The organism is Pseudomonas sp. TH08 (assembly GCF_016651275.1).
In the GTDB taxonomy this organism is placed as follows: Bacteria; Pseudomonadota; Gammaproteobacteria; order Pseudomonadales; family Pseudomonadaceae; genus Aquipseudomonas.
Map to the genome: position 1 here is coordinate 1,409,982 of NZ_JAEKEE010000004.1, position 19,902 is coordinate 1,429,883.

Annotated in this window: 16 protein-coding genes; 8 read left to right on the top strand and 8 right to left on the bottom strand. The window is 59.5% G+C overall.

The annotated features are described in order from the left end of the window. Positions 1-15 precede the first annotated feature (15 nt). Positions 16-744, top strand: coding sequence for an alanyl-tRNA editing protein (locus JFT91_RS23275; RefSeq protein ID WP_201233968.1), 729 nt, complete (start codon positions 16-18; stop codon positions 742-744). Positions 745-747: 3 nt separating this feature from the next. On the opposite strand, the gene prpD is transcribed toward JFT91_RS23275, so the two are convergent. The 6 genes from prpD to JFT91_RS23305 form a co-directional block, all read right to left on the bottom strand. Then, positions 748-2,232, bottom strand: coding sequence for a 2-methylcitrate dehydratase (gene prpD / locus JFT91_RS23280; protein WP_201233969.1), 1,485 nt, complete (start codon positions 2,230-2,232; stop codon positions 748-750). 176 nt (positions 2,233-2,408) lie between these two features. Beyond that, a complete protein-coding gene (gene prpF, locus JFT91_RS23285) occupies positions 2,409-3,611 on the bottom strand; it encodes a 2-methylaconitate cis-trans isomerase PrpF (RefSeq protein ID WP_201233970.1) in 1,203 nt (400 codons plus the stop codon). A 54-nt stretch (positions 3,612-3,665) separates the two neighbouring features. Then, complete coding sequence (gene acnD, locus JFT91_RS23290) at positions 3,666-6,260, bottom strand: Fe/S-dependent 2-methylisocitrate dehydratase AcnD (RefSeq protein WP_201233971.1); 2,595 nt, start codon at positions 6,258-6,260, stop codon at positions 3,666-3,668. 195 nt (positions 6,261-6,455) lie between these two features. Beyond that, positions 6,456-7,583, bottom strand: a complete 1,128-nt coding sequence (gene prpC / locus JFT91_RS23295) for a bifunctional 2-methylcitrate synthase/citrate synthase (protein WP_201233972.1) — start codon at positions 7,581-7,583, stop codon at positions 6,456-6,458. Between the two features lie 149 nt (positions 7,584-7,732). Next, positions 7,733-8,623: a methylisocitrate lyase gene (prpB, locus tag JFT91_RS23300; protein ID WP_007916432.1), complete on the bottom strand. Its 891-nt coding sequence runs from the start codon at positions 8,621-8,623 to the stop codon at positions 7,733-7,735. Continuing rightward, entirely contained in the window at positions 8,620-9,342 is a 723-nt protein-coding gene (locus JFT91_RS23305) for a GntR family transcriptional regulator (RefSeq protein WP_181429361.1), read from the bottom strand. Before JFT91_RS23305 ends, prpB begins: the two co-directional genes overlap by 4 nt. A gap of 291 nt (positions 9,343-9,633) precedes the next feature. Between JFT91_RS23305 and rloA the strand changes: the two genes are divergently transcribed. The 4 genes from rloA (at position 9,634) to pabB (ending at position 14,256) form a co-directional block, all read left to right on the top strand. After that, complete coding sequence (rloA, locus tag JFT91_RS23310; RefSeq protein ID WP_008081000.1) at positions 9,634-10,170, top strand: retropepsin-like aspartic peptidase RloA; 537 nt, start codon at positions 9,634-9,636, stop codon at positions 10,168-10,170. Positions 10,171-10,175: 5 nt separating this feature from the next. After that, the gene (rloB, locus tag JFT91_RS23315) at positions 10,176-11,711 is read left to right on the top strand and encodes an osmotic stress tolerance membrane protein RloB (protein ID WP_201227276.1); all 1,536 of its coding nucleotides are present in this window, start codon (positions 10,176-10,178) and stop codon (positions 11,709-11,711) included. After that, positions 11,711-12,697 (top strand): alpha-L-glutamate ligase-like protein, encoded by a 987-nt coding sequence (locus JFT91_RS23320; RefSeq protein WP_201233973.1) that lies wholly within the window; start codon positions 11,711-11,713, stop codon positions 12,695-12,697. The genes rloB and JFT91_RS23320 overlap by 1 nt, the downstream gene beginning before the upstream one ends. A gap of 215 nt (positions 12,698-12,912) precedes the next feature. After that, entirely contained in the window at positions 12,913-14,256 is a 1,344-nt protein-coding gene (gene pabB / locus JFT91_RS23325; RefSeq protein WP_201233974.1) for an aminodeoxychorismate synthase component I, read from the top strand. Between the two features lie 87 nt (positions 14,257-14,343). Here the strand turns inward: pabB and thrH are convergent, their stop codons facing one another. Further along, entirely contained in the window at positions 14,344-14,961 is a 618-nt protein-coding gene (gene thrH, locus JFT91_RS23330) for a bifunctional phosphoserine phosphatase/homoserine phosphotransferase ThrH (protein WP_201233975.1), read from the bottom strand. Between the two features lie 164 nt (positions 14,962-15,125). On the opposite strand from thrH, the gene JFT91_RS23335 reads away from it, so the two are divergent. The 3 genes from JFT91_RS23335 to JFT91_RS23345 all read left to right on the top strand — a co-directional run bounded on the left by JFT91_RS23335 (position 15,126) and on the right by JFT91_RS23345 (position 18,755). Beyond that, the gene (locus tag JFT91_RS23335) at positions 15,126-15,860 is read left to right on the top strand and encodes a phosphoadenylyl-sulfate reductase (protein WP_201227280.1); all 735 of its coding nucleotides are present in this window, start codon (positions 15,126-15,128) and stop codon (positions 15,858-15,860) included. Positions 15,861-16,433: 573 nt separating this feature from the next. Then, complete coding sequence (locus tag JFT91_RS23340) at positions 16,434-17,972, top strand: NCS1 family nucleobase:cation symporter-1 (RefSeq protein WP_201233976.1); 1,539 nt, start codon at positions 16,434-16,436, stop codon at positions 17,970-17,972. A gap of 54 nt (positions 17,973-18,026) precedes the next feature. Next, positions 18,027-18,755, top strand: coding sequence for an aspartate/glutamate racemase family protein (locus JFT91_RS23345; protein ID WP_201233977.1), 729 nt, complete (start codon positions 18,027-18,029; stop codon positions 18,753-18,755). Positions 18,756-18,874: 119 nt separating this feature from the next. Here JFT91_RS23345 and JFT91_RS23350 read toward each other — a convergent pair whose 3' ends face one another. Continuing rightward, entirely contained in the window at positions 18,875-19,801 is a 927-nt protein-coding gene (locus JFT91_RS23350; RefSeq protein ID WP_201233978.1) for a LysR family transcriptional regulator, read from the bottom strand. Between the last annotated feature and the right edge of the window lie 101 nt (positions 19,802-19,902).

A 19,902-nucleotide genomic window follows, 5' to 3' on the forward strand; every position in this document is an offset into this window, starting at 1 on the left:
ACATCGGAGGTTCAAATGTCTGTCCACACAATGGAAACCCTCACCCTGTTTAACAACGAACCCTATCGGCGTGCCTTCAGCGCCATGGTGATCGCGGTGGTGGATAACGCCGTCGTCCTCGAACACACCTTGTTCTACCCCACCGGTGGCGGACAACCGGGGGATACCGGGCACTTCACGCTCGCGGATGGCACCCGGATCGAGGTGATTGGTACGGTTCGCGATCCGTTGCTGCCGTCGATCATCTGGCACCAGGTGCAGCACTGCCCGCCGCACCTGTGCACCGGCGCCATGATCAATGCCCAACTGGATTGGGAGCGGCGCTATCAACACATGAAGATGCACACCTGCCTGCACTTGTTGGGCGCGATCATTGATGCACCGGTGACCGGTTGCAGCATCAGCGCCGACAAGGGCCGGCTGGACTTCGACCTGCCAGAAATGACCCTCGACAAGGACAGCGTGACCCGTGATCTCAACGCGCTGATTGAGCAGGCCATTCCCGTCACGACCTTGTCGATGCCAGCCTCGGAGTACCCTGCGCTGCTGGAAACCACCGGCAGCAAAACCGATAAAGCACCGGCAATTCAGGGTGAGCTGCGGATGGTTGAAGTCATCGGCATCGACATCCAGCCCTGTGGCGGCACGCATGTGCAAAACACCCGGGAAATCGGCCGGGTGTTTTGCGACAAAATCGAGAAGAAGAGCAGGACCAACCGCCGGGTGATCCTGCGTTTTGAATAAACCTCAGATCACCAACAGATCGACAAAACGGTTCACCGGGGTCGCCTCAAGCTGCGCCTGATCCTTGCACAGCGCGAAGATCTCGCCGCTGCGTTGCCCGGTGAATCGCGTTGTCAGATTTGCCTTGAACTTGTCTTCGAGCAACGGAATGCCCTCGGCACGGCGGCGACGATGGCCGATCGGGTATTCCACCACCACGTTGTCGGTGCTGGAGCCATCCTTGAAAAACACCTGCACCGCGTTGGCGATCGAACGTTTGTCGGCCTCCAGGTATTCGCGAGTGAAACGCGGCTCTTCAACGATGACCATTTTCTCGCGCAGCACATCGATGATCGGATGGGCCTTGTGGAAATCGTCTTCGTACTGCTCGGCCACCAGATTACCGAACGCCAACGGCACAGCCGTCATGTATTGAATGCAATGGTCGCGGTCGGCGGCGTTGGCCAGCGGCCCGACTTTGGAAATGATGCGGATGGCCGATTGGTGGGTGGTGATGACGATTTTGTCGATTTCGTGCAGGCGATTACGCACCTGCGGATGCAAAGTTACCGCCGCTTCGCAAGCGGTTTGCGCATGGAATTCGGCAGGAAAACTGATCTTGAACAGGACGTTTTCCATCACGTAACTGCCAAAGGGTCGCGAGAAACTGAAGGCGCGTTTGTCTTGCGGTTTCAACGCCAGGTCGTTGTTGGTGTGGCTGAACAGGACATCATAGAAGCCCCACTGCCTGGCGGTGAGAACCCCGGGAATGCCCATTTCGCCGCGCATGGCAATGTCCGCCAGACGCACGCCACGACTCGACGCATCACCTGCCGCCCAGGATTTCCGCGAGCCGGCATTCGGTGCATGGCGATAGGTTCGCAGCGCCTGACCATCGGCAAACGCATGGGACAGCGCCGACAACAGTTGCTCGCGATTGGCGCCCATCAGTTTGGCGGTCACCGCGGTGGAGGCGACTTTGACCAGAATGACGTGGTCGAGCCCTACGCGGTTGAAGGAGTTTTCCAGGGCGATCACGCCTTGAATTTCATGGGCCATGACCATCGCGTCCAACACATCACGAACGATCAACGGCGCTTCGCCGTTGGCCAGGCGTTTTTGCGACAGATGATCAGCCACCGCGAGAATCGCGCCGAGGTTGTCCGACGGATGCCCCCATTCGGCGGCGAGCCAGGTGTCGTTGTAATCCAGCCAGCGGACGATGCAGCCAATGTCCCACGCGGCTTTGACCGGATCGAGCCGGTAGGAGGTGCCGGGGACGCGTGCGCCAAACGGCACAACAGTGCCTTCGACAATCGGGCCCAAATGCTTGGTGCACTCAGGGAAACGCAACGCCAGCAGGCCGCAGCCCAGAGTATCCATCAGGCAATTGCGGGCGGTATTCAGCGCTTCGGCAGAAGTAACGTTGAAGGTCAGGACGTAATCGGCGATGTCCTGCAGGACAGGGTCGTAGTCGGGGCGGTTGTTCAGGTCGACGTTGGCGCTCATGTTCGATTCACTCTTGAAGTGGTTCGTTGATGGGACCTCGGTTCAGGCGGGCAGATTTTTATAATTGAAATGCAATCCCTGTAGGAGCTGCCGAAGGCTGCGATCTGTTGATCTTGATCTAAAAAAGATCAACAGATCGCAGCCTTCGGCAGCTCCTACAGGGGGTTATTGGTTGATCAGAACGAATCGCCGGGGACGCGCACGTAGCCTTCCATCAGCACCCGTGCGCTGCGGCTCATGACGGCTTTTTTCACCACCCACTCGCCATTTTCCAGACTGGCTTCAGCGCCGACGCGCAGGGTCCCTGACGGATGGCCGAAGCGCACGGCATTACGTTCGATGCCGCCCGCCGCGAGGTTTACCAGCGTGCCGGAAATGGCCGCAGCGGTACCAATCGCCACCGCCGCGGTGCCCATCATCGCGTGGTGCAACTTGCCCATCGAGAGCGCACGCACCAGCAGATCAACGTCATCCGCCACAATCGCTTTACCGCTCGACGCCACGTAACCCGCAGGCCTGGCCACGAACGCAACCTTGGGTGTGTGCTGACGCTTGGCCGCCTCGTCCAGACTGGAAATCAGGCCCATGCGCAGCGCGCCGTAAGCACGAATGGTCTCGAACATCTGCAAGGCTTTTGCATCACTGTTGATCGCGCTTTGCAGCTCGGTGCCGGTGTAGCCGATGTCTTCAGCGTTGATGAAAATCGTCGGGATCCCGGCATTGATCATGGTTGCCTTGAAGGTGCCGACACCCGGCACTTCCAGCTCATCGATCAGGTTGCCGGTAGGGAACATCGAGCCACCGCCGCCCTCTTCTTCCGCCGCCGGGTCCATGAATTCGACTTGTACTTCAGCGGCCGGAAAGGTCACGCCGTCGAGTTCGAAATCACCGGTTTCCTGCACTTCGCCGTTGGTGATCGGCACGTGGGCGATGATGGTCTTGCCGATGTTGGCCTGCCATACGCGCACCACCGCGACACCGTTGTGCGGAATGCGGCTGGAGTCGACCAGACCGTTGCTGATGGCAAACGAACCGACCGCCGCCGAGAGGTTGCCGCAGTTGCCGCTCCAGTCCACGAACGGCTTGTCGATGGAAACCTGACCAAACAGGTAATCGACGTCGTGATCAGCCTTGAGGCTTTTCGACAGGATCACGGTTTTGCTGGTGCTTGAAGTGGCGCCGCCCATGCCGTCGATCTGCTTGTCGTACGGGTCGGGACTGCCGATTACCCGCAGCAACAACGCGTCGCGGATCGGGCCGGGAACCTGAGCTGCTTCGGGCAGATCCTTGAGGCTGAAAAACACGCCTTTGCTGGTGCCGCCACGCATATAGGTGGCGGGGATTTTGATCTGCGGTGCGAAATGAGTTGCGTGAGCCATGGTGCTCCTTAACGAAGGCATGGGACTTCAAGTCTCATGCCCACATCAGTTGATTTAAACGGCAACCGCCGACTCTTCAAGGAAGTCCTGAGCGAAGCGCTGCAACACGCCACCGGCCTCGTAGATCGATACTTCTTCAGCGGTATCGAGACGGCAAGTCACCGGCACGTCAACGCGCTCGCCATTCTTGCGATGGATCACCAGCGTCAGATCCGCGCGCGGCCTGCGCTCACCGATCACGTCGTAGGTTTCACTGCCATCGATGGCCAGCGTGTGACGGTCGGTGCCCGCTTTGAACTCCAGCGGCAACACGCCCATGCCCACCAGGTTGGTGCGGTGAATGCGCTCGAAACCTTCGGCGGCGATTGCTTCGACACCCGCCAATCGCACGCCTTTGGCCGCCCAGTCACGGGACGAACCCTGACCGTAATCGGCGCCGGCAATAATGATCAGCGGCTGCTTGCGTTCCATGTAGGTTTCGATGGCTTCCCACATGCGCATGACTTTGCCTTCCGGCTCGACCCGCGCCAGCGAACCCTGTTTGACCTTGCCGTTTTCCACGACCATTTCGTTGAACAGTTTCGGGTTGGCAAACGTTGCGCGCTGCGCGGTCAGGTGGTCACCACGGTGGGTGGCGTAAGAGTTGAAGTCCTCTTCCGGCAGGCCCATTTTCGCCAGGTATTCGCCGGCGGCGCTGTCGAGCATGATCGCGTTGGAAGGCGACAGGTGATCGGTGGTGATGTTGTCCGGCAGCACTGCCAGCGGGCGCATGCCCTTCAGCGGACGCGCGCCGGCCAGTGCGCCTTCCCAGTACGGCGGACGGCGAATGTAGGTGCTCATCTCGCGCCAGTCGTACAGCGGCGTGACTTTCGGGCCGGTGTCGTCGTGGACGGCGAACATCGGAATGTAGACCTGACGGAACTGCTCAGGCTTGACCGAAGATTTCACCACGGCGTCGATTTCTTCGTCGCTCGGCCAGATGTCTTTCAGGCGAATTTCCTTGCCGTCGACCACGCCCAAGACATCCTTCTCGATGTCGAAGCGGATGGTCCCGGCGATGGCGTAAGCGACTACCAGCGGCGGCGAAGCAAGGAACGCTTGCTTGGCGTATGGGTGAATGCGCCCGTCGAAGTTGCGGTTGCCCGAGAGCACTGCGGTGGCGTACAGATCGCGGTCGATGATCTCTTGCTGGATCAGCGGATCGAGCGCGCCGGACATGCCGTTGCAGGTCGTGCAGGCGAAGGCGACGACGCCGAAACCGAGCTGCTCCAGCTCAGTGGTCAGCCCCGCTTCGTCGAGGTACAGCGCGACGGTTTTCGAACCCGGCGCCAGCGACGATTTGACCCACGGTTTGCGGGTCAGACCGAGCTTGTTGGCGTTGCGCGCGATCAGGCCGGCGGCGATGACGTTGCGCGGGTTGCTGGTGTTGGTGCAACTGGTGATGGCGGCGATGATCACTGCGCCGTCCGGCATTTGCCCAGGGACTTCTTCCCACTGACCGGAGATGCCTTTGGCCGCCAGATCCGAAGTCGCGACGCGAGCGTGCGGGTTGCTCGGGCCAGCCATGTTGCGCACCACCGAGGACAGGTCGAAGCTCAGACCGCGCTCGTATTGCGCACCTTTCAGGCTGTCCGCCCACAGGCCGGTCAGCTTGGCGTACTGCTCCACGAGCTGCACTTGCTGGTCTTCACGGCCGGTCAGTTTCAGGTAATCGATAGTCTGTTGATCGATGTAGAACATCGCTGCGGTGGCGCCGTATTCCGGGGCCATGTTGGAGATCGTCGCGCGGTCGCCGAGGGTCAGCGCCGCCGCGCCTTCGCCGAAGAACTCCAGCCACGCGCCAACGACTTTCTGTTTGCGCAGGTATTCGGTCAGCGCCAGCACCATGTCGGTGGCGGTGATGCCCGGTTGCAGCTTGCCGGTCAGTTCGACGCCGACGCTTTCCGGCAGACGCATCCACGACGCACGGCCGAGCATCACGCTTTCAGCTTCCAGACCACCGACGCCGATGGCGATCACGCCCAGCGCATCGACGTGCGGGGTGTGGCTGTCGGTGCCGACGCAAGTGTCGGGAAACGCCACGCCGTCGCGCACCTGAATCACCGGAGACATTTTCTCCAGGTTGATCTGGTGCATGATGCCGTTGCCCGGCGGGATCACATCAACGTTCTTGAAGGCCTTTTTGGTCCAGTTGATGAAGTGGAAACGGTCTTCGTTGCGCCGGTCTTCGATGGCGCGATTTTTCTCGAACGCTTGCGCATCGAAACCGCCCGCCTCGACGGCCAGCGAGTGGTCGACGATCAGCTGCGTCGGCACCACCGGGTTGACTTGCGCCGGGTCACCGCCCTGCAACGCAATGGCGTCGCGCAGGCCAGCGAGGTCGACCAGCGCGGTCTGGCCAAGGATGTCGTGGCAAACCACACGCGCCGGGAACCATGGGAAGTCGAGGTCGCGTTTGCGCTCGATCAATTGCTTGAGGGAATCGGTGAGCGTGGCCGGATCGCAGCGACGCACGAGGTTTTCCGCCAGCACGCGAGAGGTGTACGGCAGGGTGGCGTAGCTGCCGGGCTGGATCGCCTCGACAGCCGCATGGGCGTCGAAATAATCCAGAGGACTGCCGGGCAGGGTTTTGCGGAATTCTGTGTTCATCAGTCGGACTCGGGTCACGGTAATTTCAAAGGGTGGCTAACACAGTCCCGAGTTACACACTGCCTCTGTGGGAGCGAGCCTGCTCGCGAAAGCGGTAGATCAGTCGACATCCAGGGTGAATGTCGGTCCGTCTTCGCGAGCAGGCTCGCTCCCACAGGGTCTTGCGGTGTTCTCTGGTTCCGGTCAACTCACCATTCAGCGACGTTCGATTGGCACGAACTTGCGCTGTTCGACGCCGATGTACTCGGCGCTTGGGCGGATGATGCGGTTGTTGGCACGTTGTTCGAACACGTGCGCGGCCCAGCCGGTCAGGCGCGAGCAGACGAAGATCGGCGTGAACAGCTTGGTCGGGATGCCCATGAAGTGGTACGCCGAGGCATGGTAGAAGTCGGCGTTGGGGAACAGTTTCTTCTGCTCCCACATGGTCTTGTCGATGGCTTCGGAAACCGCGAACAACACCTTGTCGCCGACTTCATCAGCAAGCTTCTTCGCCCAGCCCTTGATCACTTCGTTGCGCGGATCGCTGTCCTTATAGATCGCATGGCCGAAGCCCATGATCTTGTCCTTGCGCTCGAGCATGCCGAGGGTGCCTTTGATCGCCTCTTCCGGCGACGAGAAGCGTTCGATCATTTCCATCGCCGCTTCGTTGGCGCCGCCGTGCAATGGGCCGCGCAGTGAACCGATGGCTGCGGTGACGCAGGAATACAGATCGGACAGGGTCGAGGCGCAAACGCGGGCGGTGAACGTCGAGGCGTTGAATTCGTGCTCGGCGTACAGAATCAGCGAAACGTTCATGACTTTGACGTGCAGTTCGCTAGGCTTCTTGTCGTGCAGCAGGTGCAGGAAGTGGCCGCCGATGGTCGGCTCATCGCTCACGCAGTCGATGCGTTTGCCGTCGTGGCTGAAGCGATACCAGTAGCACATGATCGCCGGGAACGCTGACAGCAAGCGGTCAGTCTTGTCGCGCTGCTCGGAGAAGTCTTTCTCCGGCTCGAGGTTGCCAAGGAACGAGCAACCGGTGCGCATCACGTCCATCGGGTGGGCGTCGGCAGGGATGCGTTCCAGCACTTCTTTCAGCGCTTGCGGCAGGTCGCGCAACTTGCTCAGTTTGCCTTGGTATTCGTCGAGTTGCGCCTGGGTTGGCAGCTCGCCGTAGAGCAGCAGGTACGCGACTTCTTCAAATTGTGCGTCGGCTGCCAGTTCGCGAACGTCGTAGCCGCGATAGGTCAGCCCGGCACCGGCCTGGCCCACGGTGGACAGTGCGGTTTGCCCGGCAACCTGGCCACGGAGCCCGGCGCCACTGAGTACTTTTGCTTCGGCCATTGTGTTCTCCATTTTTCTTGAATTTGTAGGGGAATCTGCAATTTCGGTGGTGTTCGCAAAAGATCGCAGCCTTCGGCAGCTCCTACATCGACCGCGTTCCTGTAGGAGCTGTCGAGTGAAACGAGGCTGCGATCTTTTGATCTTCGCCTTTATTTTTTCGCTGCAAACAACGCATCGAGCTTCTGCTCGAACGTGTGGTAATCGATGCGATCGTAAAGCTCCATGCGAGTCTGCATGGTGTCGATGACATTCTGCTGCGTACCGTCGCGACGGATCGCGGTGTAAACGTTTTCGGCAGCCTTGTTCATCGCGCGAAACGCCGACAGAGGGTAGAGCACCAGCGACACGTCGGCGCCGGCCAGTTGCTCGGTGGTGTACAGCGGCGTCGAGCCGAACTCGGTGATGTTGGCCAGGATCGGCGCTTTCACGCGGTTGGCGAACAGCTTGTACATTTCCAGCTCGGTAATGGCTTCCGGGAAGATCATGTCGGCGCCAGCCTCGATGCACGCCGCCGCGCGATCCAGTGCCGACTCCAGGCCTTCCACCGCCAGCGCATCGGTACGCGCCATGATCACGAAACTGTCATCGGTACGCGCATCGACCGCAGCCTTGATGCGGTCGACCATTTCCTGCTGGCTGACGATTTCTTTATTAGGGCGGTGGCCGCAGCGCTTGGCGCCCACCTGATCTTCAATGTGAATCGCCGCCGCGCCGAACTTGATCATCGACTTGACCGTGCGCGCCACATTGAACGCCGACGAGCCGAAACCGGTGTCGACGTCGACCAGCAGTGGCAGATCGCAAACGTCGGTGATGCGCCGTACGTCGGTCAGCACGTCATCCAGACCGGTGATGCCCAGATCCGGCACGCCGAGCGAACCAGCGGCCACACCGCCACCGGACAGGTAGATCGCCTTGAAACCGGCGCGCTTGGCCAGCAGCGCGTGGTTGGCGTTGATCGCGCCAACTACCTGCAATGGATGCTCGCTGGCGACCGCATCGCGGAAACGCTGGCCTGGAGTGCTGTGCTTGGAACTCATGACTCACCTCGTTCAGTGGCTGTCTTATTGTGGGCGCCGTCCTGGTAATGACGGGCGATGTTGCGTTTCGAGGCGCCGATGTGACGGCGCATCAACAATTCCGCGAGCTCGCCGTCACGGTCAGCGATGGCATCGAGAATCCGGTGGTGTTCGGCAAAGGCCTGGCGCGGGCGGTTTGGCGTGGTGGAAAACTGGATGCGGTACATGCGCACCAATTGATAGAGCTCGCCGCAGAGCATTTGCGTGAGGGTGCGATTACCGCTGCCCTGAATGATCCGGTAGTGGAAGTCGAAATCGCCTTCCTGCTGGTAATAGCCGACGCCGGCCTGAAACGCGGCGTCGCGTTCGTGGGTTTCCAGCACTCGGCGCAGTTCGTCGATTTCTTCGACGCTCATGCGTTCAGCCGCCAGACGGCAGGCCATGCCTTCGAGGGATTCACGGATTTCGTAGAGTTCGAGCAGTTCGGCGTGGCTGAGTGAGACCACCCGCGCACCGACGTGCGGCACGCGCACCAGCAGGCGCTGACCTTCCAGCCGATGAATCGCTTCACGCAGTGGCCCACGGCTGATGCCATAGGTGCGAGCCAACTCCGGCTCGGAGATCTTGCTGCCCGGAGCGATCTCGCCTTTGACAATGGCCGCCTGAATGCGTCGGAAGACGTTTTCCGAGAGCGTCTCGGAATCGTCGCCGTTGATGACCGGGGGATCGAGTTGATCCAGCATGATTGTCGACACCTTTAAATCCAATGCGGCAAAAACTAGCCAATTAGACCGCATCAGTCAAAGGATAAATGGGTATTGTCGACAATCGTCTAATAACCCTCTTCAACAGCCCCAAGGGTCATAGACCCGCTCGGGCGCTGGCGCCATAAACCCACCGTGCTAGAATGCCGCCCGCATTTGCTGGCCATTTGTACGGCTTGTCATAAAAAGCTGATAGGCACACGAAGGGCCTTGCGCAAGTTTTGCCAGGGACCTGAACCGACAACGGAACGCTGCGCACCAGGATTTATGAGACTCAAGCCTTTTCCCACATTCTTTGCTCTGTTTTGCCTGCCCGGCCTTGCCGCCGCGGGGGAAAAAACTGTGTACGGCCTCAACGAGTACGCCTCGCTTGACGGCATCAATCTCGAAGTTGCGGCCAAACTCGACACCGGCGCGAAAACCGCCTCGCTGAGTGCCCGCGACATCAAACGCTTTAAACGCAACGGCGAGTCCTGGGTACGTTTCTACCTGGCGATCGATGCTGCGCATTCGCACCCGATCGAACGGCCGTTGGCGCGGGTCAGCAAGATCAAGCGCCGCGCCGGCGACTACGACCCGGAAGAAGGCAAGAAGTACACCGCTCGTCCGGTGATCGAGCTGGATATCTGCATGGGCACGGCGCTGCGCAGCATCGAAGTGAACCTGACTGACCGAAGTGCGTTCCAATACCCGCTTTTGATTGGCTCCGAAGCGCTGAAACGCTTCGACGCGCTGGTCGATCCAAGCCTTAAATACGCTGCCGGCAAACCCGCCTGCACCATCGCCGCTCATACCGCCGAGTAATTTTCATGCGTTCTCTAACCTTCCACCTGAAAATCCTGATCACCATTCTGGTGCTGCTGGGCGTTTCGGTTACGGCCTATCAGATTTTCGTGCTCGGCATCCCGGTGACCGAAGACGCCACCGACGACTTGTGGAACATCGACGCCAAGGTCGAGTTCGTCGCCAGCACCAAGGATCCGGTAAAGATCCAGATGTTCGTGCCGCCATTGAGCCGCGATTACGTCAGCCTCAACGAAAGCTTCATCTCTAACAACTACGGTGTGGCGGTGAACCGTGTCGACGGCAACCGCAAGGTCACCTGGTCGGCGCGCCGGGCCAAGGGCAACCAGACGCTGTATTACCGTCTGGTGCTGACCAAGCGTTACACCGCTGAAAAAACCAAGATCAAAGGCCCGACCTTTCGCGACAGCATGGCCATCGAAGGCCCGGAAAAAATCGCCGCCGAAGCCCTGCTTGCACCGATTCGCCAACACTCGGCCGACGTTGAAACCTTCATCGGCGAAGCGATCAAACGCGTCAACAACCTAAACGACGACAACGTGAAACTGCTGCTGGCCGGCGATCCGTCCACCGCGCACAAAGCCAAGATCGTCGAGCTGCTGCTGTCCATCGCCCACGTGCCGGTGGAAAAAGTCCACACCATCCGCCTCGTCGCCGATCAGCCGCAAACCCCGGAACTGTGGCTGCGCAGCTTCAATGGCAACGACTGGCTGTACTTCAACCCGGAAACCGGTGAGCAAGGCCTGCCGACCGACCGCCTGCTGTGGTGGACCGGCGATGAAAACCTGATCACCGTCGACGGTGGCAAGAAAGCCAACGTAACCTTCAGCCTGAACAACAGCGAGATGAATGCGATTCGTCTGGCCAAGCTGACTGACGAAAACACCGACGCCAACTTCCTCGAATACTCGCTGTACGGCCTGCCGCTGCAAACCCAGCAGACCTTCATGATCATGGTGATGATCCCGATCGGGGTGCTGGTGATCCTGATCCTGCGCAACCTGATCGGCCTGCAGACTCTGGGCACATTCACGCCAGTACTGATCGCCCTCGCCTTCCGTGAAACACAACTTGGCTTCGGTATTCTGCTGTTTACCGTGATCACGGCGCTGGGTCTGTCATTACGCTCCTATCTGGAACACTTGAAGCTGCAAATGCTGCCGCGACTGTCGGTGGTGCTGACCTTCGTTGTGGTGCTGATCGCAGCGATCAGCCTGTTCAGCCATAAACTCGGCCTGGAACGTGGCTTGTCGGTCGCACTGTTCCCGATGGTGATTCTGACCATGACCATCGAACGCCTGTCGATCACCTGGGAAGAACGCGGCGCCAGCCATGCGATGAAAGTCGCGATCGGCACGCTGTTCGCCGCCTCGCTGGCGCACTTGATCATGACCGTGCCTGAGCTGGTCTACTTCGTGTTCACCTTCCCGGCGATCCTGCTGATCCTGGTCGGCTTCATGCTGGCAATGGGTCGCTATCGCGGTTATCGCCTGACTGAACTGGTGCGTTTCAAGGCTTTCCTGAAGAAGGCTGACGCCTGATGTTCGGTTTCTGGAAGACCTGGAAGGCTCTGGAGGCGCGGGGCATCATGGGCATCAATCGGCGTAACGCCGACTATGTGCTCAAGTACAACAAGCGCAGCCTGTACCCGATTGTCGATGACAAGATCATCACCAAGGAGCGCGCCATCGAGGCCGGCATTCATGTGCCGGAGCTGTTTGGCGTGATCTCCACCGAGAAGGAAATCGACAAGCTCGGCGAGATCATCGGCGGGCGCAGCGACTTCGTGATCAAACCGGCCCAGGGCGCCGGCGGTGACGGCATCATCGTCGTCGCTGACCGTTTCGAAGGCCGCTATCGCACGGTGTCGGGCAAGATCATTGACCACGAAGAGCTTGAGCATCACATCTCGAGCATCCTCACCGGCCTGTATTCGCTGGGCGGTCATCGCGACCGCGCGCTGATCGAATACCGCGTGACCCCGGACCATATCTTCAAAAGCATCAGCTACGAAGGCGTGCCGGATATCCGCATCATCGTGCTGATGGGCTACCCGGTGATGGCGATGCTGCGCCTGCCGACCCGCCAGTCCGGCGGCAAGGCCAACCTGCACCAGGGCGCCATCGGCGTCGGTGTCGACCTGGCCACAGGGCTGACGTTGCGTGGCACCTGGCTGAACAACATCATCACCAAACACCCCGACACCACCAACGCGGTGGACGGCGTGCAACTGCCCTACTGGGACGGTTTCATGAAACTCGCCGCCGGTTGCTTTGAGCTGTGCGGTTTGGGTTACATCGGTGTCGACATGGTGCTGGATCAGGAGAAAGGCCCGCTGATTCTTGAACTCAATGCACGGCCGGGGCTGAATATTCAGATTGCCAACGACTGCGGACTGACCTTGCGCACCCACGCAGTAGAAGCGCGGCTGGAAGAGCTGAAGGCGCGTGGAGTGACGGAGACGGCTGAGGAGCGCGTGGCGTTTACCCAGGAAATGTTTGGGCATATTCCAGCGGTCGAGGGCTGATCCAAGACCGCGTCACGGCCATCGCGAGCAGGCTCACTCCTACAGGGGGAATGCGTTCCATATGTAGGAGTGAGCCTGCTCGCGATGGCTCATTCACAGCCACCACAAGACTTGACCCTGCCGCCAATCTGCCAATCCCCGACATCCCCTCTAGGAGCATTCTCCCCAGAGGACTACAATCCCCACCCCGCCTCAATGGCCGATCTGCCCCGCCCATGTTGACCTGTTCCGTTCACCCGCTGCCCTACCGCGCCAATCCCGCCGACTACTTCGCGGCCATCCGCCACGCGCCCGGCGCCGTGCTGCTCGACAGCGGCCGGCCGAGCGCCGACCGTGGCCGTTATGACCTGCTCAGCGCCTGGCCGCTAGAGCAACTGGCGGTGTTGCCGGAGGAAAGCGGCGCTCATTTCCTGCAACGTCTGCGAGATCACCTGAACGGTTTGGGCGAAGCGCAATTGCCTGCGGCTTATCAATTACCGTTTGCCGGCGGTTTGATCGGTTATCTGAGCTACGACTTCGGCCGGCATCTGGAAAATCTGCCACACCAGGCCCGCGATGATCTGCAATTGCCGGATGCGCGTTTTGGCCTGTACGACTGGGCGTTGATCAGCGATCACCAAGCGGCCACCAGCCAATTGGTCTTTCACCCGTCCGTGATCGACAGCGAGAAACAACGGCTGATCGCGCTGTTCAGCCAGCCACAGGCAGACGCGCTGACAGCGTTCAAACTGAACAACCCGATGACTGCAGACCTGTCGGCCGACGATTACCGTCAGGCGTTCGAACGCATTCAGCAGTACATTCAGGCCGGCGACTGCTATCAGGTCAATTTCGCTCAGCGCTTCCGAGCTCAATGCCAGGGCGATCCGTGGCTGGCTTACTGCAAGTTGCGCGAAGCCTGTCCGACGCCGTTTTCCGGCTTCCAGAGTCTGCCCGAGGGTGGCGCCGTGCTGAGCCTGTCGCCGGAGCGTTTCGTCAAAGTCAGCCAGCGCCAAGTGGAAACCCGGCCGATCAAAGGCACTCGCCCGCGTGGCCGAACGCCCGCGGAAGACGCTGCCAACGCCGCCGAGCTGCTGGCCAGCCCCAAGGACCGCGCGGAAAACCTGATGATCGTCGACCTGCTGCGCAACGACCTCGGCCGCACCTGCCGCATCGGCTCGGTAAGCGTGCCGGAATTGTTCAGCCTGGAAAGCTATCCGAACGTGCATCACTTGGTCAGCAGCGTGACCGGTGAATTGGCCGATGATCGCGACGCACTCGACCTGATCGCCGGCAGCTTTCCCGGCGGCTCAATCACTGGCGCACCGAAGATTCGTGCGATGCAGATCATCGATGAGCTGGAGCCGACCCGACGCGGATTGTATTGCGGCTCGTTGCTGTATCTGGATGTGCGCGGCGAGATGGACAGTTCCATCGCGATTCGCAGTCTATTGGTCAAGGATGGGCAGGTGTGCTGCTGGGGCGGCGGCGGGATTGTCGCCGATTCGGACTGGCAGGCCGAGTATCAGGAGTCGATCACTAAAGTGAAGATCCTCCTGGAAACCCTGCAGAACCTTTAAAAGCTATCGCGAGCAGGCTCACTCCTACATTTGGAATGCGTTCCCTTGTAGGAGTGAGCCTGCTCGCGATGGCGTCTTTTCAGACGACTACAAACTCAACTCTCTACTAGAAGCTTTGAGGAATTCCTGCTTCAACTCGGCAAAGGTGTGTACGGCGGGGAACTGTGGGAACTCGCGAATCACATTGTCCGGCGCATGGAACAGAATCCCCGCGTCCGCTTCGCCCAGCATTGTCGTGTCGTTGTACGAATCGCCCGCCGCAATTACCCGGTAGTAAAGACTCTTGAACGCCAGCACCGACTGGCGCTTCGGATCTTTCTGGCGCAGTTGATAGCTGGTCACTCGACCGCTGTCGTCGGTAATCAGACGATGGCAAAGCAACGTCGGGAAACCCAGTTGGCGCATCAACGGTTGGGAAAACTCGTAGAACGTGTCCGAGAGAATCACCACCTGAAAGCGCTCACGCAGCCAGTTGACGAACTCCACTGCGCCGTCCAGCGGCTTGAGCGTGGCGATCACTTCCTGAATATCAGACAGCTTCAAGCCATGCTCATCGAGGATGCGCAAACGCTGCTTCATCAGCACGTCGTAGTCGGGAATGTCCCGGGTCGTAGCCTTGAGGGATTCGATTCCGGTTTTTTCGGCGAAGGCGATCCAGATTTCCGGCACCAACACCCCTTCAAGATCCAGGCAAGCAATTTCCACAAGACACTCCCGTTTGTATTGATTATTTGAGTCGAGCGAGGCCGAACTCTAGCGACTCAACCTCAAGCGCGCAACGCAGAGGACACCCCGAGCGCCGCAGCTTTTTGTTACCATCAGCCCCATATAGAGCGCCCAGCGCCACCGACCTGTAGGAAGCCGCCCTGATGAGTGCAACGTTCGACGTCGTGGAACTCGCCACGACCTATGCCAATAAATCCGCGCAAGACATCCTCAAACTCGCGTTTGCCGAGTTCGGCGATGACTTGTGGATATCTTTCAGCGGCGCCGAGGATGTGGTGCTGGTGGACATGGCCTGGAAGCTCAACAAGAACGTCAAGGTGTTCAGCCTCGACACCGGCCGTCTGCACCCGGAAACCTACCGTTTCATCGATCAGGTGCGTGAACACTACAAGATCGACATCGAACTGGTTTCACCGGACTACACGAAACTGGAACCGTTCGTGAAGGAAAAAGGCCTGTTCAGCTTCTATAAGGACGGCCACGGCGAATGCTGCGGCATCCGCAAGATCGAGCCGCTGCGCCGCAAGCTCTCCGACGTCAAGGCCTGGGCCACCGGCCAGCGCCGCGATCAGAGCCCCGGCACGCGCAGCGCAGTGGCAGCGATGGAAATCGACACCGCGTTCTCCACGCCGGAGCGCACCCTGTACAAGTTCAACCCGTTAGCGCAGATGACCAGCGAAGAGATATGGGGTTATATCCGCATGCTTGAGCTGCCGTACAACAGCCTGCATGAACGTGGCTTCATCAGCATTGGTTGCGAACCGTGCACCCGTCCGGTACTGCCCAACCAGCACGAGCGCGAGGGCCGCTGGTGGTGGGAAGAAGCGACGCAGAAAGAATGCGGGTTGCACGCCGGGAATATCATCAGCAAGGCGTAATTTCCCAATCGAGTGATCCCCTGTGGGAGCGAGCCTGCTCGCGATCACGGTGTATCAGCCAAAAAATTCATCGACTGATACTCCGCTATCGCGAGCAGGCTCACTCCTGCACTGGCTTCTAGCGACCCGAAAAATGTGTACACAGGAATGTCACCATCGGTGCCATTTATGTGTGCACTTTTTTGTTTCCGCGCCCTGAAAAGTTACATCCCACGAAAAAAAGCGCCGTCCTTGCCCACCCTCAAAATCCCCCGCCAAAAATAAATACCTGTTCAACCGGTCAAATTTTAACCACTTATTTTCAAATACTTAGCGCGCTTCGATAACTTTTCGAAATGAGCACGGCTGCGCATAGATCGGCAACTGGCACAAATCTGGCTTTAGTGCATACATGTTTTGTATACAAAACTGCAGAACATACACACTTTCGATCCGCAAGCCTGAAGCGCCCTATCCCGTACAGGCTGCAGATGCCCCGTAACCAGTGATGCTTTCACTGCCGCGACGAAGATTTGTCGAGCCCGACGGCTTATGCACAGTCATCGCGGCCCTGAACATCAGGAGCCTGCCGGAATGCGTACAAGTCTCTCCAATAACATCGCGCTGAATCTGCCCGCCTCTGCCCTTGATCAACCGTTGCCCCACGACGGTCTGACCGAGCCGTTACAACTCAGCCCCCGCCTGCACAACAGCGACCTGGCACCCACCAAGGCGCAAGGCCGACGCTGGGGCAAGTACAGCATCTTCGCCCTGTGGACGAACGACGTGCACAACATTGCCAACTATTCCTTCGCCATCGGCTTGTACGCCTTGGGCCTGGGTGGCTGGCAGATTCTGTTGTCGCTGGGGATCGGCGCGGCACTGGTGTATTTCTTCATGAACCTGTCCGGTTACATGGGGCAGAAAACCGGCGTGCCGTTTCCCGTTATCAGCCGGATCAGTTTCGGCATCCATGGTGCGCAAATTCCTGCGCTGATCCGTGCAGTTATCGCCATCGCCTGGTTCGGCATTCAGACATATCTGGCGTCAGTGGTTTTCCGCGTGCTGCTTACCGCGGTTCATCCGGGCTTCGCCGAATACGATCACAACTCGATCCTTGGCCTGTCGACCCTGGGCTGGGTGTGCTTCGTGGCGATCTGGTTCGTGCAACTGGCCATTCTCGCCTATGGCATGGAAATGGTTCGTCGCTACGAAGCGTTTGCCGGACCGGTGATTCTGCTGACTGTCGCCGCCCTCGCCGCCTGGATGTACACGCAAGCCAACGCGACCATCGCCTGGTCGATCCGCGAACCGCTGAGCGGTGGCGAGATGTGGCGCAACATCTTTGCCGGCGGCGCGTTGTGGCTGGCGATCTACGGCACGCTGATCCTCAATTTCTGCGACTTCGCTCGCTCTTCGCCTTGCCGCAAGACCATCAAGGTAGGAAATTTCTGGGGTTTGCCGGTGAATATTCTGGTGTTCGCTGCGATTACTGTTCTGCTCTGTGGCGCGCAATTTCAAATCAATGGGCGGATCATTGAAAGCCCGACCGAGATCATCGCCTCGATTCCCAACACCTTCTTCCTGGTGCTCGGTTGCCTCGCGTTCCTGATCGTCACCGTGGCGGTGAACATCATGGCCAACTTCGTCGCTCCGGCATTCGTCCTCAGCAACCTGGCGCCGAAATACCTGACCTTCCGCCGTGCCGGGTTGATCAGCGCGACCATTGCCGTGCTGATCCTGCCGTGGAATCTCTACAACAGCCCGCTGGTCATCGTGTATTTCCTGTCCGGTCTCGGTGCCCTGCTCGGCCCGTTGTACGGCGTGATCATGGTCGACTACTGGATGATCCGCAAAGGCCAGGTCAACGTTCCGCAGCTCTACAGCGAAGACCCCAACGGCGCTTATTACTACAGTCGCGGCGTCAATTTCCGCGCGGTGGCGGCGTTTATTCCTGCCGCACTGATCGCCATTGTTCTGGCACTGGTGCCGGGTTTCCACAGCGTCTCACCCTTCTCCTGGCTGATCGGTGCCGGTATCGCCGGAATGCTCTACCTGATCATCGCCAAGCGTCAGCCGCACTACGCCGACATCAGCGGCGAATCCATCGCTGTCGACAACGTCTGCCATTAATCCCCTCGCGGCCCGGACTTCGGGCCGCAGAACTGCCCGCTATAAGGACTTCCCATGCGTATTCTCGTGGTCAACGTCAACACCACCGAGTCCATCACCCAAGCCATCGCGCGCTCGGCGCAGGCTGTTGCCTCACCCGGTACCGAAATCGTTGGCCTGACGCCGTTTTTCGGCGCGGACTCGATTGAAGGCAACTTTGAAAGCTACCTCGCCGCGATCGCCGTGATGGATCGGGTGATGGCCTACGATCAGCCGTTCGACGCGGTGATACAGGCCGGTTACGGCGAACATGGCCGTGAAGGTTTGCAGGAATTGCTCAATGTGCCGGTGGTGGACATCACCGATGCAGCGGCGAGTACCGCGATGTTCCTCGGGCACGCCTATTCGGTGGTGACCACACTGGATCGCACCGTGCCGCTGATCGAGAACCGACTGAAATTGTCCGGTCTGTGGGATCGCTGTGCCTCAGTGCGCGCCAGTGGTCTGGCCGTGCTCGAACTGGAACATGAACCGCAACGCGCGCTGGAAGCCATCGTGCATCAGGCGGAGTTGGCGGTCACACAAGACAAGGCAGAAGTGATTTGCCTGGGTTGCGGCGGCATGGCCGGGCTGGATGAGCAGATTCGTCGGCGCACGGGTGTGCCGGTGGTGGATGGCGTCACCGCAGCGGTGACCATCGCTGAATCGCTGGTGCGGCTGGGGTTGTCGACGTCCAAGGTGCGGACTTATGCCACGCCACGGCCGAAAAAAATCATTGGCTGGGCGGAGCGATTTGCACGCTGAGGTCATTAGCGGAAATCGGGTCGCCCCATTCGCGAGCAGGCTCGCTCCCACATTTGGAATGCAATCCCCTGTGGGAGCGGGCTTGCCCGCGATGGCCGCGCCTCGGCCTAAAACCTTGCTCAAATCGCACTGAATCGCCGCGCCAACCCTCTTTCGACAAACTGCTCAATCACGAAATCCACAAACGCCCGCGTCTTGCCGGGCAACAATTTATGCTCGGCATAGTAAATCGAAATATTGCCATCATCGACGAACCACTCCGGCAACACCCGCTGCAACGTCCCCGCGTCCAGATATCCCACCGCAAACGGCATGCTCACCAGCGCAACGCCCAACCCCTGCGCCGCCGTCCTGCAAGCGGCCTCGGAATCGCTCATGGTCATCCGCGCCTTGAGCATCAACGGCCGACAGTTCTGCGGATTGCGCCCGACCAATTGCCAGGAACGCACGCGCCCGGTTTGCGGTGAGCGGATCAGAATACCGTCGTGATGATTGAGGTCGTCCGGCTCGGTGATTTCGGGATTTCTCTGCAAATAATCAGCGGACGCCACCAATACCCGGTGCGCCGGACTCAACTTGCGTGCGATCACGCCTTGCGGCAGTTCGAAACCGCCACCGATGGCCGCGTCAAAGCCCTGCCCGATCAGATCGACCTGGCGATTATCGAAATGCCAGTCCGGATTGATCGCGGGGTAACGCCGCAGGAACTCACCGAGCATCGGCACGATATGCAAGCACCCAAACGCCGCGCCCATGCTGACTTTCAACGTTCCCGCCGGGAGCCCTTCGACACTGGCCAGATTGGCCACGGAATTTTGAATGGTCGTCAGACTGCCACTGACCTGATTCAGAAACAGCTGCCCAGCCTCAGTCAACGTCAGGCTGCGGGTGCTGCGCTGAAAGAGCCGCACACCGAGCCGCCCCTCAAGTTTCGCGACACTTTTGCCGACCGCCGCCGGGGTCAGGCTCAAGCGCCGCGCCGCCTCGGCAAAACTTCCGACTTCGGCGCTACGCACAAAGCATTCGATACTGCTGAAGGTTTCCATGGTCGCCACTATAAACTTCTGGTTTACACAGACTATAGCAATCATGGCCTACACGGTTGTCGATGCGAGGTCGATACTCGGCTCCAACAACAAGGCACTTG

Bases quoted from the DNA above. Each gene is read 5' to 3' on its own strand.
- prpF (WP_201233970.1), bottom strand. From the start codon at position 3,611: ATGGCTCACGCAACTCATTTCGCACCGCAGATCAAAATCCCCGCCACC.
- prpD (WP_201233969.1), bottom strand. From the start codon at position 2,232: ATGAGCGCCAACGTCGACCTGAACAACCGCCCCGACTACGACCCTGTC.
- rloA (WP_008081000.1), top strand. From the start codon at position 9,634: ATGAGACTCAAGCCTTTTCCCACATTCTTTGCTCTGTTTTGCCTGCCC.
- JFT91_RS23320 (WP_201233973.1), top strand. From the start codon at position 11,711: ATGTTCGGTTTCTGGAAGACCTGGAAGGCTCTGGAGGCGCGGGGCATC.
- rloB (WP_201227276.1), top strand. From the start codon at position 10,176: ATGCGTTCTCTAACCTTCCACCTGAAAATCCTGATCACCATTCTGGTG.
- JFT91_RS23335 (WP_201227280.1), top strand. From the start codon at position 15,126: ATGAGTGCAACGTTCGACGTCGTGGAACTCGCCACGACCTATGCCAAT.
- JFT91_RS23340 (WP_201233976.1), top strand. From the start codon at position 16,434: ATGCGTACAAGTCTCTCCAATAACATCGCGCTGAATCTGCCCGCCTCT.
- prpB (WP_007916432.1), bottom strand. From the start codon at position 8,623: ATGAGTTCCAAGCACAGCACTCCAGGCCAGCGTTTCCGCGATGCGGTC.
- JFT91_RS23275 (WP_201233968.1), top strand. From the start codon at position 16: ATGTCTGTCCACACAATGGAAACCCTCACCCTGTTTAACAACGAACCC.
- prpC (WP_201233972.1), bottom strand. From the start codon at position 7,583: ATGGCCGAAGCAAAAGTACTCAGTGGCGCCGGGCTCCGTGGCCAGGTT.
- acnD (WP_201233971.1), bottom strand. From the start codon at position 6,260: ATGAACACAGAATTCCGCAAAACCCTGCCCGGCAGTCCTCTGGATTAT.
- pabB (WP_201233974.1), top strand. From the start codon at position 12,913: ATGTTGACCTGTTCCGTTCACCCGCTGCCCTACCGCGCCAATCCCGCC.
- JFT91_RS23350 (WP_201233978.1), bottom strand. From the start codon at position 19,801: ATGGAAACCTTCAGCAGTATCGAATGCTTTGTGCGTAGCGCCGAAGTC.
- JFT91_RS23345 (WP_201233977.1), top strand. From the start codon at position 18,027: ATGCGTATTCTCGTGGTCAACGTCAACACCACCGAGTCCATCACCCAA.